Raw genomic sequence first — 21,472 nt, 5'->3', positions numbered from 1 at the left:
CACTCGCTTACGGGGCGTAGCGCCGGAATGCGATGTTGTAGTTGACCGCGTCGCGGCCGGGGTCGCGAATGCGGATGGCGATCCGCACCGGTACGCCATTGGGCATGGCCGTGAGGTCGCTGGCATCCCCCGCCAGGTAGTCTTCCGGTGGGAAAACACTCTGGGCAACCACATCGCCATTAAGGTTGGAGAAGGTCAGGGCAATCGCCGGAAAGGGCTGGTCGAACGGCGCCCGGTTGATGATTTCCGCATCCACGACAAGCGCATCCCGCTGTTGCGGGTCGGTGCGGACCACCAGTTTGCGGCTCTTGATCTGGCTGACATCCACCAGGGGGTTCAGTTCGCACCCGGCGTACTGGCAGGCTGTTTCATAGTAGGGCCGGAGTTCGGGAATCGCCGCCAGCCGGTCAAACTGATAGTAGCCGACCTGAGCGCCCAGCAGGCCCAGCAGTCCCAGTACCAGCAGGGTCCAGACGGTGGTGCGCAGCCAACTGCGACCGCCGTTGTCCAACGAGATGGGATCGTGGCCGAGATCCTGATAGGGCGAGGCCGGTTTGTAGCTGGGCCGCTCGCGCTCGGCGCTGAACGACTCCAGCGCTGCTGACTCAGCGGCCGGTGGCGCGCTGGCCTGCAGCGGCTCGTGATCGGTGGGCTCCAGCGCCAGTTCCGGTCGAGGCTGTGGTGCTGGGGTCTGCTCGGGTTCGGGCTCCCGGGGCGGTTCCGGCCGGGCATCTGGCTCGCGGTTCCGAACCTCTTCGCGGGGCTGCTCCGGTTCGGTGGGCGCCTCCGTCGAGGTCTGCTTGGCTGTGTCCTTGCGGGGCTCTTCCAGCAGCATGGCTTCGGCCCAGCTTTCATCCACCTGGGACTGCTCTTCGTCCGCCTCTTCCGTGTCGAAGCTGGGACCTTCCTCATCAAAGCTGCGGAAGCTATCGCTCAGCTCGTCTTCGGAGAAGGTCAGCTTGTTGCCGGCGTAGCTGTGCTCGGTGGCGTCCTCTTCCGGGTCGTCCTGGAACACCAGGTCGTCCTCGGTCGCGGTGAAGCCGGCAGCGGCGCTTTGGCCTTCGCTGGCCGAACTTGCCGGCGGTGCTGTCTGGTGCTCAACGGCATTGAAGATCTTCATGCAGTTGCCGCAACGGACTTTGCCGTTGGCGATACCGAGCTGTTGGTCCGTTACCCGGAACTGGGTTTGGCAGTTGGGGCAGCGGGTGAGCAGACTGCTCTCGGGGCGACTCTCAGGCATCCTTCAATCCTGTCGGGGGCGGCGCGTTGACTCGGGGCAGTTTAGACGTTCGACCTGCGTTCGTCACCTGTTGGTGCGTCGACCTGTGAGGCGTATCCAGTCTTCCTGCTGCACCGGCTCGTCCATGATGAACCAGGGTTCGTAGGCTTCCATCACTTCCCGGGCCTGGTTGGCCAGAATGCCCGACAGCACCAGCAGACCGCCGTCCCGAACCCGGCTGGCCAGGTGGGGGGCCAGGCCGATCAGTGGCTGGGCAAGAATGTTGGCCAGCATGATGTCAGCGATGGTGTCCGGTTCCTGCTCCGGCAGGTACAGGTCCAGCTTGCGGTCCTCCACCTGGTTGCGCCGGGCGTTGTCGCGGCTGGCTTCCAGGGCCTGGGGGTCGGTGTCGACACCGATGACGTGGTCCGCTCCAAGCAACAGGGCAGCGAGCCCCAGAATGCCGGAGCCACAGCCGTAATCGATCACCTGGCAGCCTTCCACGGCCTGGCTGTCGAGCCACTCCAGACAAAGCGCTGTGGTGGGGTGGGTGCCGGTGCCAAAGGCCAGGCCCGGGTCCAGCATCAGGTTGGCGGCCTCCGGATCGGGGGGCTGGTGCCAGCTCGGTACGATCCACAGCCGATTGCCAAAACGCAGTGGCTGGAAGTCGTCCATCCAGGCGCGTTCCCAGTCTTTGTCTTCCACCAGGGTGACGTCGATTTCGGGCAGGGTTTGCTGGGTCTGCTGATGCCAGCCATCGCGGATGGCGTTGCACAACTGCTCGGTGTCGCGACCGGAGTCGAACAGCCCGGTGACCCGGGTCTGATGCCACAGCGGGGTGGTACCCGGATCGGGCTCGTAGAGGGGCTGGTCGGCGGCGTCTTCCATCGAGACGGCGTCGGCACCCATCTCCATCAACAGATCCTCCAGCTGATCCGCGGTGTCCGGATCAGCCGGAATCTGGAGTTGTATCCAGGGCATACTGAGGTCCTGTTTGTTAGGGAGCCTCTGATTAACTCCGAATCGCCTCTGCGCGATCTGAGGGCTGTAGCTGCAAGGCGCGGTTCGCAGTCAATGGCCGTCGTCCTTGGCAAGGGCCGCAATGCCGCAGGTACAGCCCTCAGAGCGCGCCCTTCGGGGCCTTCAGAGCGATCCACACTCGGCGTTGCGCCTTCTTGAAAGGCAACCAGCCTTCCTGCAAAGCCGCGCCTTGAGTGTGAACCGCTCTGAAGGCCAGAGGTGATCCAGAGTTAATCAGAGGCTCCTTGGCCGTATTTACCCTGGAGGTCGGCGGGGTCAGTCCCGAATCAGCTTCTCCAGGTAATGGATGGTGAAGTCTACCTGTTTAAAGCCGCCATCGCGTACCAGTTTTCGGTGCAATGGCTGATTGGTCTTGATGCCTTCCACCACCAGTTCGTCCAGCGCGTTCTTCATGCGCCGACGGGCGATGTCACGGTCATCCCCCCAGGTGATCAGCTTGCTGATGAGGGAATCGTAATAGGGCGGGACCGTGTAGCCACTGTAGAGGTGTGAGTCCACCCGCACGCCGTTGCCGCCAGGGGCATGGTAGTGCTTGACCTTGCCCGGGCTGGGTACGAAGGTCTGGGGGTCCTCGGCGTTAATGCGGCACTCCAGCGCATGGCCGGACACCTTGATGTCGTCCTGGCTGTACTGCAGCGGCAGACCGCTGGCGATCCGAAGCTGCTCACGGACGATATCCACACCCGTCACCATTTCCGAGACCGGATGCTCCACCTGGACCCGAGTGTTCATCTCGATGAAATAGAAACGGCCATCCTGGTACAGGAACTCGAAGGTGCCAGCGCCGACATAACCGATTTCCTTACAGGCCTGGACGCAGGCGTTCAGGGTCTGTTCCCGGGCTTCCGGGTCGATGTTGGGGGCGGGGGCTTCTTCCAGTACCTTCTGGTGACGGCGCTGCATGGAGCAGTCGCGGTCCCACAGGTGGATGACGTTGCCGTGGGTATCGGCCAGAACCTGCACCTCGACGTGGCGAGGCCGCTCCAGGTATTTCTCCAGGTACACCGTGGGATCGCCAAAGGCGGCCGCGGCTTCGGACTGGGTAATCTGGATGCTCTTCAGCAGCGAGGCTTCGGTGTGGACCACCTGCATACCGCGACCACCGCCGCCGGAAGCCGCCTTGATGATGACCGGGTAGCCGATCTCGCGGGCGATCTTGAGCGTGCGTGCGTCGTCATCGGTGATCGGACCATCAGAGCCCGGTACCGTGGGGACGCCGGCGCGGGTCATGGCGTTGATGGCAGACACCTTGTTGCCCATCAGGCGAATGGTGTCGGCGTTGGGGCCGATGAAGCGGAAACCGCTTTTCTCCACCTGTTCGGCAAAATCGGCGTTCTCCGCCAGGAAACCGTAACCGGGGTGGATGGCAACCGAATCGGTAACTTCCGCGGCGCTGATGATGGCCGGGATGTTCAGGTAACTGTCCACCGGGCTGTTGGGGCCGATGCAGACGGACTCGTCCGCCAGCCGGACGTGCATGAGGTCGCGATCCACCTGGGAGTGGATCGCCACCGTGCGAATGTTCAGTTCCTTGCAGGCGCGCAGGATACGCAGGGCGATTTCACCCCGGTTGGCGATCAGGACTTTCTCTATCATGGCCATGGCTCAGCTTCACCCGCTATCAGGAAATGACAATCAGGGGCTGGTCGAACTCGACCGGCTGACCGTTCTCGACCAGGATCTCGGTGACCGTGCCTGCTTTGTCGGCTTCGATCTGGTTCATCATCTTCATCGCTTCGACGATGCAGATGACGTCACCGGCATTGACCTGCTGGCCGACTTCCACGAATGCCTTGGCGGTGGGCGACGGCGCTCGGTAAAAGGTGCCCACCATCGGTGAGTTCACGGTATGGCCGGAAATTACCGGGGCAGCAGGCTCAGCGGCTTCGGCAGCCGGAGCGGCGGGCGCCGGGGCCGGTTGAGGTGCGGGCGCGGTGTACTGGGCGACCATACCGGCGGCCTGTTCACGGCGGCGGGAGATGCGGACGGAATCGTCGCCCTCATGAATCTCCAGTTCTTCGACGTCGGATTCCTCCAGCAGCTCAATCAGTTTCTTGATCTTGCGAATGTCCATAGTCAGTTCAATCCCGTTCTGTGTTCTGAATTCGTGAAGCGGTGGTCAACCGCGTTGTTGTAGCTGGTTCAGTGCGGCCTGTAGCGCCAGGTCGTAGCCCTGGCTGCCGAGGCCACAGATAACGCCGATGGCGATATCGGAAAAATAGGAATGATGGCGGAAGGCTTCCCGCGCATGCACGTTCGACAGATGCACCTCAATAAAGGGAATGTCGGACGCCAGAATGGCATCCCGCAGCGCCACGCTGGTGTGGGTGAACGCGGCGGGATTGATGATCACAAAGTCCACTCCTTCCCGACGGGCCTCGTGGAGGCGCTCGATCAGCTCGTATTCAGCGTTGGACTGCAGGTGCAGCAGGTGGTGACCGGCGTCGGCGGCCTGCTGTTGCAGGCGTTCGTCGATGTCGGCGAGCGTCTCCCTGCCGTACACCTCCGGTTCACGGGTGCCGAGCATGTTCAGGTTGGGGCCATGGAGAACCAGAATTGTTGCCATGAGTACCTTTGATGATAGCTGGGTTTTTTACAGGATCGCCGAAAATCGCGGCATTTTCCACCAATCCATGCTGTTAATCCCAGGGTTTTCTTACATTCTGGTTTTCTGGGTGTGACAGTTTTGCGACATCGTCGGGGTGGCAACCGAAACGGTCGCCTCGACGGTCCCTCCGTGGGGCGTCAGCGTGCCTATTGTGGGAAAGCCAATAAGAAGCGTCCATAAGACGTTGGTTTCATAACCGCGGTGGGAGGCATCGACGGAATTTGGGGGATCAGCAGTGATGGTGACGTGGCAGATGGCACTTTCGGGTCGGCACGCAAGTGCCAGGGCAATACTGCCAGAGTGCGGTGTTGGGCCGTGGGTGGCCGTGCCAACATCATTGCAATAACAACAATGTCGTGAGTGCGCGGTCAGTTCCGGGCGTTCGCAACAGGACGTGGAGGGAGCGGGAATGAAAGACCTCGAGCTGTGTCGCCACCTTTTGGGGCTACAGCCGCCGTGGGACGTCGGTCGGGTTCGTCTGGACGAACCCAGCGGTGAGCTGCACCTGTATCTTGGCCAGGGGCGTGCCTGGTTTGGTCGCTACCGCCCTGGCAGCGGCCAGTCGCGCTGGCGTCACACCAACATTGGCGACTGCGCGGTATACGTTCACGCGGCCCTGCCGGAGCAGGTTGACGCCGACCTACCGTTTCTGGGACCGGTGGATCAGGAGTTCACCCATGGTCTGGCCCAGCGGGTGGTCACATGCCTGCAGGCGGGGCTGAGCTATCGCCAGGTCTGTGAGTTGCTGCTGATCGATGTCCATCTGGCCTGGCAGATTCGTCACGCCCTCAGCGAAGGTACGCTGCCGGGCACCGCGCCAGAGCTGGCGCAGCGGGTCAGCCGGGAAACCGTTGGCGAGGCCGCTCCCGGGCGTATTCCCCCCAGTGCCGATCCAGTCTGGCGCCAGTTGCTTACTGACGATGAACCGATGCCGGTGCGTATGCTGAGTCTGAAACTGCTGTTGGCACGGGCTCGCCAGGAGTTTGCCCAGTTGCAGGGAGAAGAGGCTCGGCTGCTGAAGATCAACGACATCCGTCGTTTCTTCATCAAGCACGAAAGCCAGTTGGATGAAGAGATTGATCGGCTGGCGGCATTGCGTGGGTCACCCATGCAGGGGGATGGCTCATGACTGCGGTAGCGGGCGGGCTGATGTCGGTGGCCGAGGTGACGGCCCTGATTGGGACCGGTGAGCTGTTGGCGCTGGCCGCCGACCGTGCGGTGCTGACGCGGTTGCCCAGGGGAAACTGGATTGCCGGCTCAACGCCCTACTTCATGGCGGAACAGGGCGGCTGCCAGGATCGGGAGCGGGTCTTCGTCCAGCGCTTTGGTGACCTCCAGGGTCATATCCGGCGCTACCAGCCGGAGACCTTGCCGGAGGTTCTGGAAGAAGCACCAGAGCACGGGTTGTCGGTGCTGATCCTGCCGGCTGGCAGCGCGATACTGGAAGCCTTCGCCCGCGAGGCGCCGCTGTATCCGGAGATGTACCTGAAACCGCTGGTGGGCTGGGTGGCCGGTATTGCGATTGACGACGTGGGGAGCGATACGGCGGTAGTGGTGGACGGCCGGGATGGCTGCGTTGCGGTCAATGAAGCGGTGGTATTACACCTGCAACTGCCCGCGCAGCTGGTCGCCAATGTCCACGCCATCAACCTGTTTGAACCGGGGGACGGGCCAGAGATCCGCTTCCCGCGCACCGGGTTTGAGGTGAGCGATTGCCTGGTTGATGGTCAGCCTGCGAACTTTGCCCATTATCTGATCGAACAGGCTGGCGCAGGTTCGCTGCCATTGGTGGCGGATTATTGTGGCGCGATGATCAATGTCAGTGTGCAGGCGGTGGAGGCGAACGGGGTTCGGTTCTACGCCCCGGTGTTTGAGGGCGTGGGCTACCGCCTGGCGCGACCGGTGCAGGACTATCCGGTGGAATTCCTGGCGGCCATGCCGCCCCGGACCGGGCCGGTGGTGTTTGGCTGCAACTGCATTCTCAACTACCTGAACTGTGGCCTGGAAGGCCGTCGGACCGAGGGACTGGACGGCCCCATCACCTTTGGGGAAGTGGGCTATCAGTTGATGAACCAGACGGCGGTGATGGTGACGCTGGACGGAATCTGAGTCACTGGCGGTGTAGTGTGCTGGCGGTCAGGGCCGCCTCGCGGGCGAGCCCTGACCGCCAGTGCGTCAGTCGACGGCCGGCACCACACAGTTGCGGTCGTTGGCCTTGGCCTGATACAGCGCGCGGTCGGCACGTTCACACACCAGTTGCGCCGATTCGTTGTTCCAGCTGGCCACGCCGCAGCTGAAGGTGACGGAGAACTCGCGATCGCCCGCCGGTTGCACCAGCTCGGCAAAGCGTTCGCGGATTTCGTTCAGCACCCGCTCGGCATCCTCCGCCCGGGTATCGGGCAGGATGATGGCAAATTCCTCACCGCCATAACGGCCGATGTGATCGGTCTTGCGCAGGCGCTGTTTGAGGAACATCGACAGGCTTCGCAGCACCCGGTCGCCAATGGGGTGGCCGTAGGTGTCGTTGATCTTCTTGAAGTAATCGATGTCGATCATGGCAAAGCACAGCGGGTGTCGCTTCTGCCGCGCCTTGACGATTTCCTGATCCAGCAGGTGCAGGGTGTGGGTGTGGTTGAACAGCCCGGTTAGGCTGTCGCGGATCATCAGCGCCAGCAGCGAGCGCGCGCGCCGTCCACGGTTGTGGATGGTGGCCACCAGGTGCTTGGGATCAATGGGCTTGGTCAGGAAGTCGTCGCCGCCCAGGCTCATGGCGTGGAGCTGTTTGGTGACGTCTTCCTCCGCCGACAGGTAGATGATGGGCACGCTGTGGAAACGATCCTGCTGGCGGATCACCCGGGCGATTTCCATGCCGGTGCAGCCGGGCATGTACATGTCGAGAATGATGATCTCCGGCGAGAACTCCTCCAGGGCGTGAATGATCTGCATCGGGTCGGTGATGATGTGGGCTTTCATACCGGCCTTGCCCAACACCGTCTCCATGAACTTGGCCTGGGCACGGGAGTCGTCCAGCACCAATACCCGGTAAGGCTCCACGGTGTTGCCGTGGGTGTAGGTTTCGATCTTCTCTATCAACTGCCCCGGGTCCACCGCCGGATAGAAGTATTCTTCACCGCCGCAACGGGATGCCCGCAGACGGGTTTCGATGGTGCCGTCCTCATCGCTGATAAAGATGATGGGGATCGGGGTGTCATGGCGTTCCTGCAGCCGTTCGATGGCATCCAGGCCGCCATCGCTCTGGCCGCCGAAGCTGACGTCCATCAGGATGGTTTCCGGCTTGTGGAGCGCGCAGGCTTCCATCAGGTCTTCCGCCTTGTCGAAAGCCGAGGCACGAAAGCCGAAGAACTCCATCTGCTTGATCAGCCGCCCCGCCATCTCGCTGTTGTTGAGGGCAATGTAGACCGGGGTGCGACGATAGATCCGGGGCGATTCGTCCTGGTGCTGGTCAGCCCGTCGCAGGGTGGCGCGGGAAAGCTCGTCGACCCAGTGCTGGATCGGTGCGGTGAGTTCCTCAGGCAGGGCCTCACTGGCCGGCCACTCGGCTATCAGTGTCAGCAACTGCTGGCCGGCGCTGGCGTGTTTGTCCATTTCAAAGCGCTGGGCATACCGCACCAGTTTGTCGATGGCGGTGGCGAAGTCATGTTGGAAGGCGGCGGTATCGTTGCCGGCTTCGCGGATCTTTTGCCAGGTATCGAGGACAACCCGGGCCTGGGTGGTCACGCGGCGGGCAAAATGTTGCCTCAGCTTTTCCTTTTGGCTTTCTTCGTTCATCGTGGCTCCGGCCTGGAAATCTCATTCCAACAGGGGATCTTCCCCAAAATTCCAACACTAGTCGTTTTTCAGAGTCTATAGTGTTTAGTGTTGTCGGCGTAGGTCACGCTGTGTAAATGTTTGTCATTTAATTTTTATGCAACTGCTTGAAACAGCAGAAACTTGAGGGCCTCTGAGGCATTGTGATGGCGGGATCGCGGGCGCACACCAGAGCCGACACGGACGCGGGCAGGCAACGTGGGGCGGTGACCCTGCGGATGTTGTTGCTGGTATTCACCGGCGGCCTGATCCTGCTGCTGCTGTCTACCAGCCTGGTTCTGACCCTGGGCAGTTTTCGTGACTACATTTCCGGCCAGCTCGAGGATCACGCCCGCGACGGCGCCACGGCGCTGGGCATGTCTCTTTCTCACGCCATTGATGGCCGTGACCCGGTGGCGTCATCGTCGCTGATTGATGCGGCCTTTGATTCCAGTCGTTACCTCAGCGTGCAGTATCTGGATCACGCCGGCCAGCCAGTGGCGGCCCGCTCCGAACCGTTGGGTAATTTCGGTGTGCCCGACTGGTTCATTGCCCTGGCGGAGATCCCGCTGGTGGAGGGCAGGGCGGAAGTGACCCGGGGCTGGAATCTGTTGGGCACGGTGCGGGTGGTCAGCAACCCGCAGCAGGCCTACCGTGACCTGTGGAACATCAGTCTGGCCATGGTGGCGATCAACGCCACGGTTGGCGGCCTGGGGCTGGTGATCCTGTTTGCCATTCTCAGTCGTGCCCTGGGACCATTGCGACAGCTGGAAGCCCAGGCACAGGCGGTCAGTGGGCGGGATTTCAGTCAGCGGGTTACCCAATCTTCGACCCGTGAGCTGAACCGGGTGACCCGGGCGATGAATCAGATGTCGGACGACCTCGGTGTATTGTTTGAGGGCCAGGGCAAGCTGATTCAGCATCTGCGACAACTCAATAATGAAGACTCGGTGACTGGCCTTGCGAGCCGCACCGCGTTTGATCAGCGCCTGCGGGTGGAAGTGGAGTCGGAGGAACGGGCCGCCCCGGGCGCACTGTTGCTGTTTCAGTTGTCGGATTTTGCCAAGTTCAACCAGCAGTTCGGTCGTGATACCGCAGACCAGATGCTGGGCCGGGTGGCCGACCTGGTGAAGGCCTTTGTGCTCAAACATGCCGGAGGTTTCGCCGGTCGCCGCATGGGGGCGGAGATTGCGGTGTATCTGCCCGGTGCCGCCCAGGCCGATGCCCGGCTTTGGTTCAATGAACTGGTGCAGCAGGTCTACGCGCTGTATTCCGATGCGTCATTGCCACTGACGGTGGCGGTCTACGGTGGCATCGCTCAGGCGGAAGAAGGTCTGGGCCGGGGCGAACTGCTGGCGATGGCCGACGAAGCCATGCGCCAGGCCCATGCCGATGGCAAGACCGGCTGCCGTGGCGGCGATCCCGGCCAGGCGCCCCACTTTGGCGCCGAAAGCTGGCGACAGCGGTTGGAGGCGGCCCTGGCGGAAGAAGCCCTGGGTTTGTGGCAGCAGCCGATGGTCACCCGAACCGGCAAGGGGCCGGCTTTTTATCAGGTGTTCTCGCGCATTCGCTGTGACGACGAGTGGGTCCGTGCCGGTGTGTTTGTGCCCATTGCCGAGCGGTTTGGGCTGATGCCGGCGGTGGACCGGCTGGTGGTGATCAAGGCCATCGACTGGCTGCGTCAGGACCGGGATCGCCAGTTGGCGCTGTCGTTGGGACAGTCATCGCTGGCGGACAGCGATTTCCGGGAGCAACTGATCGAACTGCTGCGAGATGCAGTCGATGTTCGCCGGCGCTTGTGGATCGGGGTATCCGAGCAGGCCATGGGGCATCACCGCAAACCGGTGAAAGCCCTGGCGCAGGCATTGGGGAAACTCCGGGTGGGGATGGTGATCGACCATTTCGGGGTTGGCGGGGTGCCTTTCAGCTATCTGCAGGGGCTGCCGATCCGTGCGTTGCGGATTGATCACAGTTTCGTGCACGGCATTGAGGCCCACGAAGACAACCGCTTCTATCTGGAGTCTGTGGTCTCAATTGCCCATAGCCTGGGCGTGCAGGTTTATGCCACCGGGGTGGAAACCGCGAATGAATGGGAAACCCTGCAGGCGCTGGGGATTGATGGCGCCATGGGTTACCACCTCGGTCGTCCGGGACCGGCAAACGGCGAGGCTGAGTAGCCCTGCGTACCATTGCACAACGGTAGGGATTCCGTCATGGTAACTTCCGTCAGAACCACAGAATAAACCGGGGCTTGGGAATGCTCATTAACTCCGAATCGCCTTCGTGCGGTGATCTGAAGGCAGAGATTATCCGGAGTTAATCATAGGCTCCCCATTACAAGGAATAAGGACGGTATGCTGAGTCGAATGAAACAATACTTTCGCGATCGTCGGGACGATGTGAACGATTACGCTGGTGGCCTGGGTAAGTGGCTGCTGGGGTTGCTGATCATCTATTTGCTGGTGACGGTGGTCCTGGGCATGATCTGGAGCAGTGAGCCGGATGTGTATTCCGTGCGGGAGCATACCCGGACGGTGGCAGCAGAAATGAACCGTGAACCGGTGACTGGCTTTGCCACCACGGTCACCATGATCCGCATTGCCGAAACCCTGCTGGACAAGCCGGGTGGTTACATCAGCAACGATTATTTCCCGCCCGGTCTGTGGCTGGACAACATGCCGGCCTGGGAATACGGCGTGCTGGTGCAGTTGCGGGACCTGTCTCGCGCCATGCGCAAGGACATCAGTCGCTCGCAAAGCCAGTCTGCCGAGGACCAGGATCTGGTGGTGGTGGAGCCACAGTTCCACTTTGACAGTGGCAGTTGGGCGATTCCCTCCACCGAGTCAGAGTACCGCCGGGGCATCCGGGCGCTGTATCGCTACCTGGATCGCCTCTCCAATCCAGAGCAGCCGGACGCCCAGTTCTTTGCCCGGGCCGATAACCTGAGCAACTGGCTGGCGGATCTTGAGACCCGGCTCGGCAGCTTGTCCCGGGTGCTTGGGGAGAGCGTGGGTAAAGCGTCGGTGTCGGATTCCCTGGCCGAGAGTACCGCCAGCGACCCTCTGACCGACTCCGCCGATGGCGAGATGATCAAGACTCCCTGGACCGAGCTGGACGATGCCTTCTATGAGGCCCGCGGCAGTGCCTGGGCTCTGCTGCACATCTTCCGGGCCATTGAAGTCGATTTCCGCAGTGTGCTGCAGGACAAGAACGCTACCGCCAGTGTTCGCCAGATCATCATTGAGCTGGAAGGTTCCCAGGGCGAAATGTGGAGCCCGATGATCCTCAATGGCAGCGGCTTCGGGGTACTGGCCAACCACTCCCTGACCATGGCGGCCTACCTTTCACGGGCCAACGCGGCCATCATCGATCTGCGGGAGTTGCTCTCCCAGGGCTGATCCTGCCTACCCGCCACTGGCTGCCGCCGGTGGCGGGCCCCTCCTCGACGCCCCGCCTTCAACCGGGCTTTCGGCCCGGCGATGGAGGGGCTATTTTCGATCTGGCCTTGATTACCGGAAGTTCATCTTATTAAGATGCTTGCGGATCGCACTGGTTCGGACGTCCAGTGACACAGGCCTTCCTGCCCGCGATCAGATTCATGCTCCAAAGTGCCTGCGGGCACGGGGCGTCCATGAGAGGACCGGTCGCAGAAAGGAGACCTGTGTTATGACCCGGATTTTTGCCCTGTTTGTTGCCCTGATGATCGCGTCCACCAGTGCGTCAGCATTTGACGGCTATGTGGATGTGACCAACAACACCGGCTATGACATCTATTACCTGTACGTCAGCCATGCCAAGCGCAAGAGCTGGGGGGAAGACAAACTTGGAGAGGATGTGTTGCTGAACGGTGACACTGTGCGCATCGATGTCCGAAACGAAAAAACCTCGGTGTTCGACATTCGCGCCGAGGATGAGGATGGTGACACCTACACCATCTGGGATCTGGACATCGAGCACTATGACCTCGAGCTGACTCTGGATCATCTGGACTGATGGCGGATTTCCGAAAAAACACTTGCAACCCTCATTGATTCGGATTATCTAGTCCTTTGGATGTGCCTGCCCTGTCAGCGGGTGGGCACGCCACCCCTCCCGCTTCCGTCCCAACGACCAAGCCCGAGCTTTCCGTACCCGCGCCCGTCGACATGTTCTTGAGCGCAGGGAACGGGCGTGTGCCTGTGTCAGCCGCACTGGTAGCGGGATAAATCCGCTGTCCGCCCGGGCAGTTGCTGAGGACTTGCCGTGCTTGCCTTACCTGATTCCTATCGTGATTCTGGTCAGAACGAATCTGACCATCTGTTTGAAACCATTGCCCGGGATCTGGGCGAGCGCGGTTACAGCGTGAACCCAGGCGCCTTGCCCGCCGACCTGGCTAATGGCCTGGCGCAGCAGTGCCGGGACATGGGGATGACGCTGTTTGACCCCGCGGGCATTGGTCGTGAGCAGGATCACCATCTCAATGGGTTTGTGCGCAGTGATGAGATCTGCTGGATGACGGGTGAGTCAGACGTTGGCCAGGCCTGGTTGAGCTGGGCTGCGGACCTGCAGGCCTATCTCAATCGCCGGCTCTTTCTGGGGCTGTTTTCGTTTGAGAGTCATTACGCACACTACGCCCCCGGGGATTTTTACAAGCGGCACCTGGATGCGTTTCGGGGGCAGGCCAACCGGGTGCTGTCGCTGGTGGTCTATCTCAATCCGGGGTGGCAGCCGGACCAGGGCGGTGAATTGGTGCTGTACCGCGACGCACAGAATCGCGACGGCCTGAAAGTGACGCCTGCCCTGGGCACCGTAGTGGCGTTTCTGAGTGAGGAGTTTCCCCACGAGGTTCTGCCAGCGGCAAGACACCGTTACTCCATTGCCGGCTGGTTCCGGGTCAATGGGTCTGATTCCCAGCGGGTCGACCCACCCCGCTGAGAGATTTGTGTCTATGCTTTGAGGGCCTTTGATGCATATTGCGTCAGAGGCCTCTTGGTATTGGGGGCAGCGGCATGGGCACACCATCACTTTCCACCAGCACCACCGTGCAGTTGTGGTGGTTGGCGCTGTGTACGGCCTTGCTGCCCTTGCTTGCCCTGCATGGAACCTACCTGATGGCGGCCGTCGAAGGCCATGTGCCCTGGTGCCTGCCGTACTGGGACAGTTGCACCAGCATCAGCCGCACCGGACGCCACGGCACCGGCTATTTCCTGTTCAAGGCGCTGATGATCCCGGCGGCGGTGATGGGCGCGCTTTACTGGTGGTTCAATGGTCGTTGGTTGCGTCAGCAGGGGGCTGTTGGTGCCGGTGTCAGGGTGTTGGCATGGCTCGGCATCGGCGCTTGCCTGGGGTTGGTGCTGTATACCGTGGTGCTGGGGCATATTGGCGACACCTTTCACAGCCTGCGCCGCACCGGTGTGGTGCTCTACTTCTCATTGACCTTTCTGGCAGAGCTGCTGTTCAGTGCGGCGTTGATCAGGCTGCCCGGTCCCCGGGTGCGTGGGCGCCGTCTACTGGCGCTGTGTGGTCTGATGCTGGTGCTGGGGCTGCTGTCAGTGGTGCTGCAGTGGCTGGTTCATCCCTTGTACGACCGTATTGAAGACGCCTTTGAATGGTGGTTTGCGTTGCTGATCAACCTCCATGCCTTTGGCGTGGCGTACCTCTGGTGGCGAACCGAGTTTCGGGCGAGGTTGTGGGTTTCCTGATCGGGATATTCCGTATTTTTATTAGCTAACTAACTTAATATCATTGTTGTTAGCAAGCTAACAAAATAATTAGGCGATCGCCGACGGGAGCTCAACATGAATGAAAGTGGCCGCACTGGCATCGGTCCGTTTCCTGAATCCACCTCCTATTCCCTGCACGCAGACCTGCGCCCGTCGTTGGGGGGCTCGCTGGGGCGATTGCACCGGCTCTGGCGCCAGGCCATCAATCAGGCGACGGTGCCGCTGGGTCTGACGGAGTGTCGCTGGGCTGCTCTGGTTCATCTTGCCGATCTGGGGGATGGCTGCAGTCAGCAGGCTCTGGCTCACGCCCTGGCAATTGAAATGCCGTCACTCACCCGTACCCTCAATCAGCTCGAACGTCAGGGCATGGTGCAGCGCAGGCCCAGCACCGAAGACCGACGGATCCACCAACTATGGCTGACGCCGGCCGGTCGTGACGGCGTTCAGCAGCTGGAAGTGAGAATGCGCGAGGTCAGGGCGGCCATTTGTGCCGGCATGGACGACGATCAGCTCAACCAGCTGGCAGCGTTGTTGCAGTTGATGGAAGACAACGTCCGCAACCATCTGGCCAGCGTGGGGAGGGGGGATCATGACGCCTGATCAACGTTTTGCCCGTTGGGTCCATTGCGCCCTGGTGGTCTTTGCAGTGGTGTTTGTCTACTTCCTGGTGGCGGACTTGTGGATGCCGGTTTCCCCTCAGGCCCGGGTTCTGCATCCGGTGGTGCCGCTGGCGCCCCAGGTCAGCGGTCGGGTGGCCGACGTGGCTGTTGCCAACAACCAGCGGGTGGACGCCGGCCAGACGCTGTTCAGTCTGGATCGACGTCCATTTGAGCTGGCCCGGGAGAAAGCCGCCCTGGCGCTGGAAGTCGCCGTCAGGGAGAACCAACAGACGGATGCCGCCATCGCCTCGGCACAGGCTGAGTTGGTGGCCGCCAGGGTTCAGCGGGACGAGTTGGCCGATGAGGTTAGCCGGCTGCGGCGGATGTTTGAGCGCGGGGGTGTGGCGCAACAGCAACTGGATCAACGGGTAGCCCAGCATCGGGCTGCCGAAGCCAAGACCCATGCGGCCCAGGCCCGGGTCACCCAACTGACGGTGCAGCGCGGTGAAGGCGACGATGGCAACCTGTGCCTGCGTCAGGCCCGCAATGCTCTGGCCCAGGCGGAGTTGTCGCTGTCTTACAGTGATGTCCAGGCGACAGAGGCCGGCGTCGTCTCCAATCTCCAGGTCCAGCCTGGTGCCTATGCCAAGGCCGGCATGGCCATGGCCGCCCTGGTGACTGACCAAACCGATGTGGTGGCAGATTTCCGGGAGAAATCCCTGGCTCATGTAGAGCCCGGCACGGCTGCAGCCATCGTCTTTGACGCCCGGCCTGGCGAGGTGTTTGCGGCCCATGTGGCTGGCGTGGATGCCGGAACCCGGGCAGGGCAGATGGCCGCTGACGGTACCCTGGCGTCGCCCCAGGCGACCGATCGCTGGGTTCGGGATGCCCAGCGTCAGCGCTTGCACCTGAAGCTGGATAACCCACCGTCAATGCTCTCTGGTCTGCCGTCGGGCGCCCGGGCGACGGTTCAGTTGCTACCCGGTGGCGGCGTGGCGGATTGGTTGGGATGGTTGCAGATTCACGCCATCAGTTTGGTGCACTACATCTACTGAGGTGAATCATGCGGATCTTTCGGCCCATGCAGGCTGGCGGTAAAACGGCCTTCAACACCGCCGATCTGAACCAGTGCCTGCGAATCGCTTTTGGCGGCACCCTGGGGTTTCTGGTTGCCAAGCTCACCGGTGCCAGCTACGGCGCCTTCTATACGGTGTTCCCGATGCTGTTGCTGGGGATGGTGCCGCAGTTGAATGTGGCCGTTATGCGACAGTTCCTCGCCAACATTGGCCTGGTAAGCCTGGTGGTGTTGGTGGGGCAAGGGCTGCTGGGTGACAAGCCGGTGCCGATGACATTGCTGGTGATGGCGCTGTTTGCTCTGCTGTTCCGCGCCATGGCTCGTGGGCCATACTTTCTGTTTGGCGCTATGAGTGTGGTGAACCTTTCGATGCTGCTGCACTTTGCCAGTTATCCCCAGGCAGACGTTATCGGCATGGTGACCTCCAATCTGGGCGCTGCGGCGTCAACGCTGCTCATTACCCTGTTGATGCACACACTGTTTCCCGAGCCCGGTGCGCGGCCGGCCCGGCCGGTGATGAGCAAGTCCGCGGAAACCCGGCGCCATGAAGTGATTCTGGCGACAACGGTGGCCACGGGCTCGTTCATTGCATTCCAAGTGTTGGATCTGCAAGGGTCCCTGTCGGCCCAGGTGGCGACGGTCCTGGTGCTGTTTCCGCTGAACTGGCGTGGCGCCGTGCCAGCGGGCTGGAATCGGGCCATCGGTACCTTTGTTGGCTGCAACGTCGGGCTGGTGATTCAGCTTGTGCTGCTGGGGCATTTCGATGTCTTGCCGTTTATTGCGGTGGGTTTGTGGCTGAGCCTGATGCTGTTCGCCCGCATGCATCTGCTGGAGGGCGGCGGCTCCGGTGCCGGATTTGCCGCCCTGACCACCATGGCGATCCTGTTCGGGCAATACCTGTCACCCTCCCAGGATCTGGTCTATAGCGACCTCTACCGGTTCAGCTCACTGTTGGTGGCGGTGGTGCTGGCGCTGCTGGCGGTGTATCTGATGCACCTGCTGCTCAACCGGTTTGCGGCCACTCGCTGGGCTGAGCCCGTGCCGGTGGGCTAGTGTCCCATCAGATCAACTCCGACAGTTGCCGGCCTTGCGATAGCCCGCCGCTTCGGCGGCGGCCGGGCTGGCGAATTCCACCCGGTTGTCGGGGGATACCCGGTCGAAGCTCGGACAGCCTTCCGACAGATGGTAGACCTTGCTGCGCCGGTTACCGCGAACCTGACCGGTGGCGGACGCGGGCTGTTCCGCAAGGTTTGGCGCCTCGCCTTCCCGCAGTCCCTCTGCCAGATTGCGGTGGCCCAGCCGCCATTCCCGCTCACCCGTTACAAAGGGGTTGTGATGACCCATGACCCCGGCGATTCGACGATCCCGCTCCTGCTCCCACTCGGTGACCGGGAACTGGCGATGCCACGCCATCAGCAGTTGCTGCTGCTGGCGGCTCATGGTGAGGTCGTAGCGGTCGTGGATGTAGAAGTAGGTGCGGGCAATCATGCCCTTGACCTCGTCCCGCGGTTCCACGGTGCGCTCACCGAAGGCGACCTTGAACGTGCACTGGCCATGCTGGTACAGGGTCTGGGGCAGCACGCCGAAGCGGTAGTTACTGCGGTCCGCATTGACCTCGCCGATGGCGGGGGCCAGGTTGTGCATGTTGGCTTCCATGCGCTCGAACAGCGGGTCATTGGCGGCGCAGTTGCGGCGTCCGCCATCCTGCCAGCACTGGCGTTGGTGACCCATGACCCAGGCCGGGACCACATGTTCCCACTCGATGCGGGCGGCACGGTTGGCCTGCTTGCGTACCTGGTAACCGCAGGATGCCTGGTCAATACGGCCTCCGCTGGTTCCGGCCCATTGCCATTGGCAACCGCAGTAGAAGGAGCCGGTGTCGGAGGCATTCTGGTCGTGGTAGACCCGCTCCCGTAGTTCGGATTTGGCTTGTCGGAAGGACGACGGCTGGCTGACGGCCTGGCAGGCAATCACCAACAGCAAGAGAGCAATCAGAGGTCGAACTGCGCGCACTGATGATCCTTAAGGTGATGGAGTGGCGCGGAGATTCTGCCGCACACAGCAAGAGGGCTATGTTGCTGACGTGTATCGGTTATGTGTCGATCTGAAACTGGCTGCTGGTGTCTGGTGTCTTATGGGCGGGAGCGTCTGCGATGTCACAAAAGTGTCACCGTTCTTTCTTATTCTGAAGAAAGCGACGAGGGTGCATGAGCTCAGACGATCGTGTGTTTAACCGAAGGCGGCAACGTCTTCGGTTTTTTTCTGTGGGGCCCCAGAGACTTTGGCCCCGGTGTGTGCCCAAGCAGACGGACAGCGGTGCCGTGCGAGGCACTCCTGCTCGCAGGCGGTGCCAGTGACCAGTGAATGATCTCTTCAAACTGGCTAAAAATTGCCCGAAATCAATGTGGCCATTCGTCGAGGTGGCGACACTGGGCCGGGCACTGGCGGGCGTATTCCGGCAGCTTCAACCAGAGGCAACAGTGGAGGCACACTCATGAACATGCAGCGTTTACGGCAAATCCTGGCACTTGGGCCTGATGAGGCGCTGATGCCTTACTGTCGACAGGTGGGTGCGGATTGGCCGAAAGCCAGCGACACCCTGAGTTATCGGCAGGTGTCGGCAGATGGCGACACCGTGGCGGTGATCGATGCCTGGCAGGTCGACGGCATCTGCCTGGGCTTTGTGCGCTACGATGCCAGCGGTTTTGTGTTTCGGGATCGCGGATTTGTCAGCCTGGATGAGGAGGACGGTGATGCTGCTTATCCTGTCCCCAGGTCCGTCGTGCATCCTGTTGTACAAGCTACATAAAATCACAGAATGCGACGCGGGGATTCACACCTCGCGTCTGCGTTGGGTTATGCTGAGGTCTTCCAATGGAGGGCCTGATAATGCGACACATCCTGCTGCCTTGCGTGTTTCTCCTGGCGTACGGCGGCCACGCCTGCGCTGAGGTTTACACCTGGACAGACGAAAACGGCGTCACCCATTTCTCCGACCAGTCCGGCGACCAGAGTGCAACGCCCGTGGAGCTGCGCGCCCCCAGCATCATCCCGATGCGGGAAAACATTGAAGTCAAACAGCGGCTCCTGCAACAGCGCCAGAAACCCTCCGAAGACGCGCCCACCACAGCCGTTCAGCTTGGTGAAGACCTGGGCATCAACACCCTCGATCCCGGTACGCCTGAAGGCGAGGAAGGTCCGGCAGACCTGCGCAGCAAAGTGATGAAGATGCTGCAGCATATGAGTGGGTTTGTGGTGGATTAGCTAGGGGCGTGGACACTTGGTTGACACTTTTGGGGTAAAACGGTGAGGTCAGAAACAAAAAAGCCCCTGAAATCAGGGGCTTAATTGAGAGAGGTTTGGTGGAGACGGCGGGGATCGAACCCGATTAAGCCACCCACATACCACCACACAGAACCACAAAGCGCCATAAAACAGTAAGTTAGGTTTTTGCAGAACCACACAAAACCCCATAGAACCACAGTCCTGTAGACACTTTGTTGACACCTTTTGATTTACACAGGTGTATAGATTTATCTTGAAATTGAGGTCAAACTCTCCTGTAATGAGTTGCCACCGGGCTCCACCCCGGTGGCAAAAGGCTGTTAGCTATTAGCTTAGTCTGGGGTAGAGCGGTAGTGCTCACGAACCTTTACTGGCTTACCGTTCTTACCCTTTTTTGTGTGCTCCGGCACGTGTACCTTCTTTTTTCCGCTTTTCGTTTTAGCCATGGTTATCTCCTTAGAGCATCGGCTCTGTAGTGGCTAGTTCATCGTTGACGATTCCTTTCGCTTTCTCCTTCAACTGGACCTGACAGGTCAACAGCTTTTTAGACTATACAAAGAAATTTATAGGCTGTGGATAAAAGCGGAACTATGAGGGCGAGCTAGATTCAACCGAAAAATCAATGGATTTACCCTTGCAAGCTCAAAGGCTTATATTTTTCAGCATGTTGACGGCGTCAAGTGCTTTCCTTTGATGTGAGGGTGGTTTGAAATATTCTGAGTCATCTACTGTTTTAGAGTTGTCGACTTATGCATAGTTTGTTCACCATTGGCTCAACCTACACCAGGAAAGATATCTACGATCTTTTACAGCTTCCTGAGAATCGCAGGGGTGGTGATTGGCTCAACGGATACCATCGCCACGGATCGGACTACTACATTTTTTGCAATGTGGGTGTTCCTGGACGAACTGGACACGATTACGAGAACTACTGGGAAGGCGAGCGCCTCGTATGGCATGGCAAACGGCAATCCCATTTTGGCCAGGAAGCAATACAGAACCTATTTTCCGGGGATTACCGGGCTTTGATTTTCTATCGGGAACAGGATCGAGCCCCGTTCACCTATGCGGGCGTTGGCGTACCTGTCCCCCATCAGGCTGTTGAGCGCCCGGCTAGAATCGACTGGATTTTTGGTTCTGAGGGGCAGAGCGATATGCCGGTCTTTACGGATGAGTATTCTCCGTCGGCGAGCTACAAGGAAGGCCAGAGAACCCAGGTGTTGGTAAATCGCTACGAGCGTGATCGAAGTGCCAGGGATGCCTGCATACAACACCACGGCGCACGGTGTCAGGCGTGTGGGTTAGATTTCGGTGAAAAGTATGGCGAGCTGGGAGAAGGCTTCATCCATGTCCATCACACCACACCGGTTAGCGAAGTCGGTGAAGGCTACAGCGTTGACCCGGTTAAAGATCTCGTCCCGGTATGTCCGAACTGCCATGCCATGCTACATCGTAGGAACCCTCCCTACTCGGTCGAGGAGCTGAGGGCCTCAATGGGACGTTAGAGATGCAGGGCCCGGTTTTAGGTGTCCTCGGGGGTGTATTATTTAGGTTAATGGGACGTGGGTATATTCCACTTGCTCAGTTTTCACCCCACATGAGGAGCGATTAAGTGAATTTCGCTGAAAGTTGTTTTGTGCCAATCTTTAACGAGTATCCGGACCTGGAGGACAAGTATTATTTGCCTCAGGACTTTGATTTAGCTGGCGCGGTATTGGTATTTTGTGGCGCTTATTTTCTAGGAGTATTTGAGAGTGAGCGACAGGGCAGGGGATTTTTGAAGTACCTAGCTGAGAGGTCTGCGCAGGAAGAGCGCGCACGCGAGTTTTATGAGATTTACCTAGAGAACGTCATGTCCGGCAATGAGGATACGCGCGCTTGCTTAATTACACTAACTGACGACGTTGAAGATCTCATTGAGCGAGGGCCGAGTTCAGGGCCATCTCTAGGCTAAAAACTGATTGTCAGTTCGACTATTAAACTCCAAAACTGCGAATTACGCCCTGCTAATTGCAATAGCTAACAATAGAATGATTCTCGAGTCAGATGGGAAGTAAATTGAAGTGGACCCCAAATTTTGGACAGGTGCCTAAGCTCTGATTCATCATCTCCACAAGGAGGAGAATCATGAGCAAG

The 21,472-nt window shown here is 60.3% G+C and carries 21 protein-coding genes; 14 read left to right on the top strand and 7 right to left on the bottom strand.

From position 1 onward, the window contains the following. Positions 1-7: 7 nt before the first annotated feature. The 5 genes from MLD24_RS08315 to aroQ all read right to left on the bottom strand — a co-directional run bounded on the left by MLD24_RS08315 (position 8) and on the right by aroQ (position 4,826). The gene (locus MLD24_RS08315; RefSeq protein ID WP_248166067.1) at positions 8-1,240 is read right to left on the bottom strand and encodes a DUF3426 domain-containing protein; all 1,233 of its coding nucleotides are present in this window, start codon (positions 1,238-1,240) and stop codon (positions 8-10) included. A gap of 63 nt (positions 1,241-1,303) precedes the next feature. Beyond that, positions 1,304-2,200, bottom strand: a complete 897-nt coding sequence (prmA, locus tag MLD24_RS08310; RefSeq protein ID WP_248166065.1) for a 50S ribosomal protein L11 methyltransferase — start codon at positions 2,198-2,200, stop codon at positions 1,304-1,306. Between the two features lie 315 nt (positions 2,201-2,515). Then, positions 2,516-3,862, bottom strand: coding sequence for an acetyl-CoA carboxylase biotin carboxylase subunit (accC, locus tag MLD24_RS08305; RefSeq protein WP_248166063.1), 1,347 nt, complete (start codon positions 3,860-3,862; stop codon positions 2,516-2,518). A gap of 19 nt (positions 3,863-3,881) precedes the next feature. Then, positions 3,882-4,334, bottom strand: a complete 453-nt coding sequence (gene accB / locus MLD24_RS08300) for an acetyl-CoA carboxylase biotin carboxyl carrier protein (protein WP_248166061.1) — start codon at positions 4,332-4,334, stop codon at positions 3,882-3,884. A gap of 45 nt (positions 4,335-4,379) precedes the next feature. Further along, positions 4,380-4,826, bottom strand: a complete 447-nt coding sequence (gene aroQ / locus MLD24_RS08295) for a type II 3-dehydroquinate dehydratase (protein WP_227173932.1) — start codon at positions 4,824-4,826, stop codon at positions 4,380-4,382. Positions 4,827-5,277: 451 nt separating this feature from the next. On the opposite strand from aroQ, the gene MLD24_RS08290 reads away from it, so the two are divergent. Together MLD24_RS08290 and MLD24_RS08285 are read left to right on the top strand one after the other, a co-directional pair. After that, the gene (locus MLD24_RS08290) at positions 5,278-5,997 is read left to right on the top strand and encodes a hypothetical protein (protein ID WP_248166059.1); all 720 of its coding nucleotides are present in this window, start codon (positions 5,278-5,280) and stop codon (positions 5,995-5,997) included. Further along, a complete protein-coding gene (locus MLD24_RS08285; RefSeq protein ID WP_248166057.1) occupies positions 5,994-6,977 on the top strand; it encodes a DUF6976 family protein in 984 nt (327 codons plus the stop codon). The genes MLD24_RS08290 and MLD24_RS08285 overlap by 4 nt, the downstream gene beginning before the upstream one ends. 66 nt (positions 6,978-7,043) lie before the next feature. Here MLD24_RS08285 and MLD24_RS08280 read toward each other — a convergent pair whose 3' ends face one another. Beyond that, positions 7,044-8,657, bottom strand: a complete 1,614-nt coding sequence (locus MLD24_RS08280; protein WP_248166055.1) for a diguanylate cyclase — start codon at positions 8,655-8,657, stop codon at positions 7,044-7,046. A gap of 257 nt (positions 8,658-8,914) precedes the next feature. On the opposite strand from MLD24_RS08280, the gene MLD24_RS08275 reads away from it, so the two are divergent. From MLD24_RS08275 to MLD24_RS08240, 8 genes are all read left to right on the top strand, one after another. Beyond that, positions 8,915-10,852 carry a bifunctional diguanylate cyclase/phosphodiesterase gene (locus MLD24_RS08275; RefSeq protein WP_248166053.1) on the top strand — a complete coding sequence of 646 codons (1,938 nt, stop codon included), beginning with the start codon at positions 8,915-8,917 and terminating at the stop codon, positions 10,850-10,852. Between the two features lie 177 nt (positions 10,853-11,029). Beyond that, positions 11,030-12,073: a DUF2333 family protein gene (locus MLD24_RS08270; protein ID WP_227173937.1), complete on the top strand. Its 1,044-nt coding sequence runs from the start codon at positions 11,030-11,032 to the stop codon at positions 12,071-12,073. Positions 12,074-12,341: 268 nt separating this feature from the next. Then, positions 12,342-12,668: a hypothetical protein gene (locus tag MLD24_RS08265; protein WP_227173938.1), complete on the top strand. Its 327-nt coding sequence runs from the start codon at positions 12,342-12,344 to the stop codon at positions 12,666-12,668. Between the two features lie 249 nt (positions 12,669-12,917). Beyond that, entirely contained in the window at positions 12,918-13,589 is a 672-nt protein-coding gene (locus MLD24_RS08260) for a 2OG-Fe(II) oxygenase (protein ID WP_248166051.1), read from the top strand. Between the two features lie 74 nt (positions 13,590-13,663). Further along, positions 13,664-14,356, top strand: coding sequence for a Frag1/DRAM/Sfk1 family protein (locus tag MLD24_RS08255; RefSeq protein ID WP_248166049.1), 693 nt, complete (start codon positions 13,664-13,666; stop codon positions 14,354-14,356). Between the two features lie 96 nt (positions 14,357-14,452). Continuing rightward, the gene (locus MLD24_RS08250; RefSeq protein WP_248166048.1) at positions 14,453-14,977 is read left to right on the top strand and encodes a MarR family winged helix-turn-helix transcriptional regulator; all 525 of its coding nucleotides are present in this window, start codon (positions 14,453-14,455) and stop codon (positions 14,975-14,977) included. Further along, complete coding sequence (locus MLD24_RS08245) at positions 14,967-16,031, top strand: HlyD family secretion protein (RefSeq protein ID WP_248166046.1); 1,065 nt, start codon at positions 14,967-14,969, stop codon at positions 16,029-16,031. The genes MLD24_RS08250 and MLD24_RS08245 overlap by 11 nt, the downstream gene beginning before the upstream one ends. A gap of 8 nt (positions 16,032-16,039) precedes the next feature. Beyond that, complete coding sequence (locus MLD24_RS08240; protein WP_248166044.1) at positions 16,040-17,104, top strand: DUF2955 domain-containing protein; 1,065 nt, start codon at positions 16,040-16,042, stop codon at positions 17,102-17,104. Positions 17,105-17,116: 12 nt separating this feature from the next. Here the strand turns inward: MLD24_RS08240 and MLD24_RS08235 are convergent, their stop codons facing one another. Further along, on the bottom strand, positions 17,117-18,064 hold the full coding sequence (locus MLD24_RS08235; protein WP_248166042.1) for an endonuclease: 948 nt from the start codon (positions 18,062-18,064) through the stop codon (positions 17,117-17,119). 481 nt (positions 18,065-18,545) lie between these two features. On the opposite strand from MLD24_RS08235, the gene MLD24_RS08230 reads away from it, so the two are divergent. The 4 genes from MLD24_RS08230 to MLD24_RS08215 all read left to right on the top strand — a co-directional run bounded on the left by MLD24_RS08230 (position 18,546) and on the right by MLD24_RS08215 (position 21,290). Then, positions 18,546-18,860 (top strand): hypothetical protein, encoded by a 315-nt coding sequence (locus MLD24_RS08230; RefSeq protein ID WP_248166040.1) that lies wholly within the window; start codon positions 18,546-18,548, stop codon positions 18,858-18,860. Between the two features lie 80 nt (positions 18,861-18,940). Next, the gene (locus MLD24_RS08225) at positions 18,941-19,315 is read left to right on the top strand and encodes a DUF4124 domain-containing protein (protein WP_248166038.1); all 375 of its coding nucleotides are present in this window, start codon (positions 18,941-18,943) and stop codon (positions 19,313-19,315) included. A 770-nt stretch (positions 19,316-20,085) separates the two neighbouring features. Further along, positions 20,086-20,841 carry a DUF3427 domain-containing protein gene (locus MLD24_RS08220; protein WP_248166036.1) on the top strand — a complete coding sequence of 252 codons (756 nt, stop codon included), beginning with the start codon at positions 20,086-20,088 and terminating at the stop codon, positions 20,839-20,841. Between the two features lie 107 nt (positions 20,842-20,948). Next, entirely contained in the window at positions 20,949-21,290 is a 342-nt protein-coding gene (locus tag MLD24_RS08215) for a hypothetical protein (RefSeq protein ID WP_248166034.1), read from the top strand. The last annotated feature ends 182 nt before the right edge of the window (positions 21,291-21,472 follow it).

Source organism: Marinobacter xestospongiae, from assembly GCF_023156385.1.
GTDB classification, from domain to species: domain Bacteria; phylum Pseudomonadota; class Gammaproteobacteria; order Pseudomonadales; family Oleiphilaceae; genus Marinobacter; species Marinobacter xestospongiae.
Note: the sequence above shows the minus strand (reverse complement) of the source record. Positions and strands in the feature narration are given on the sequence as shown.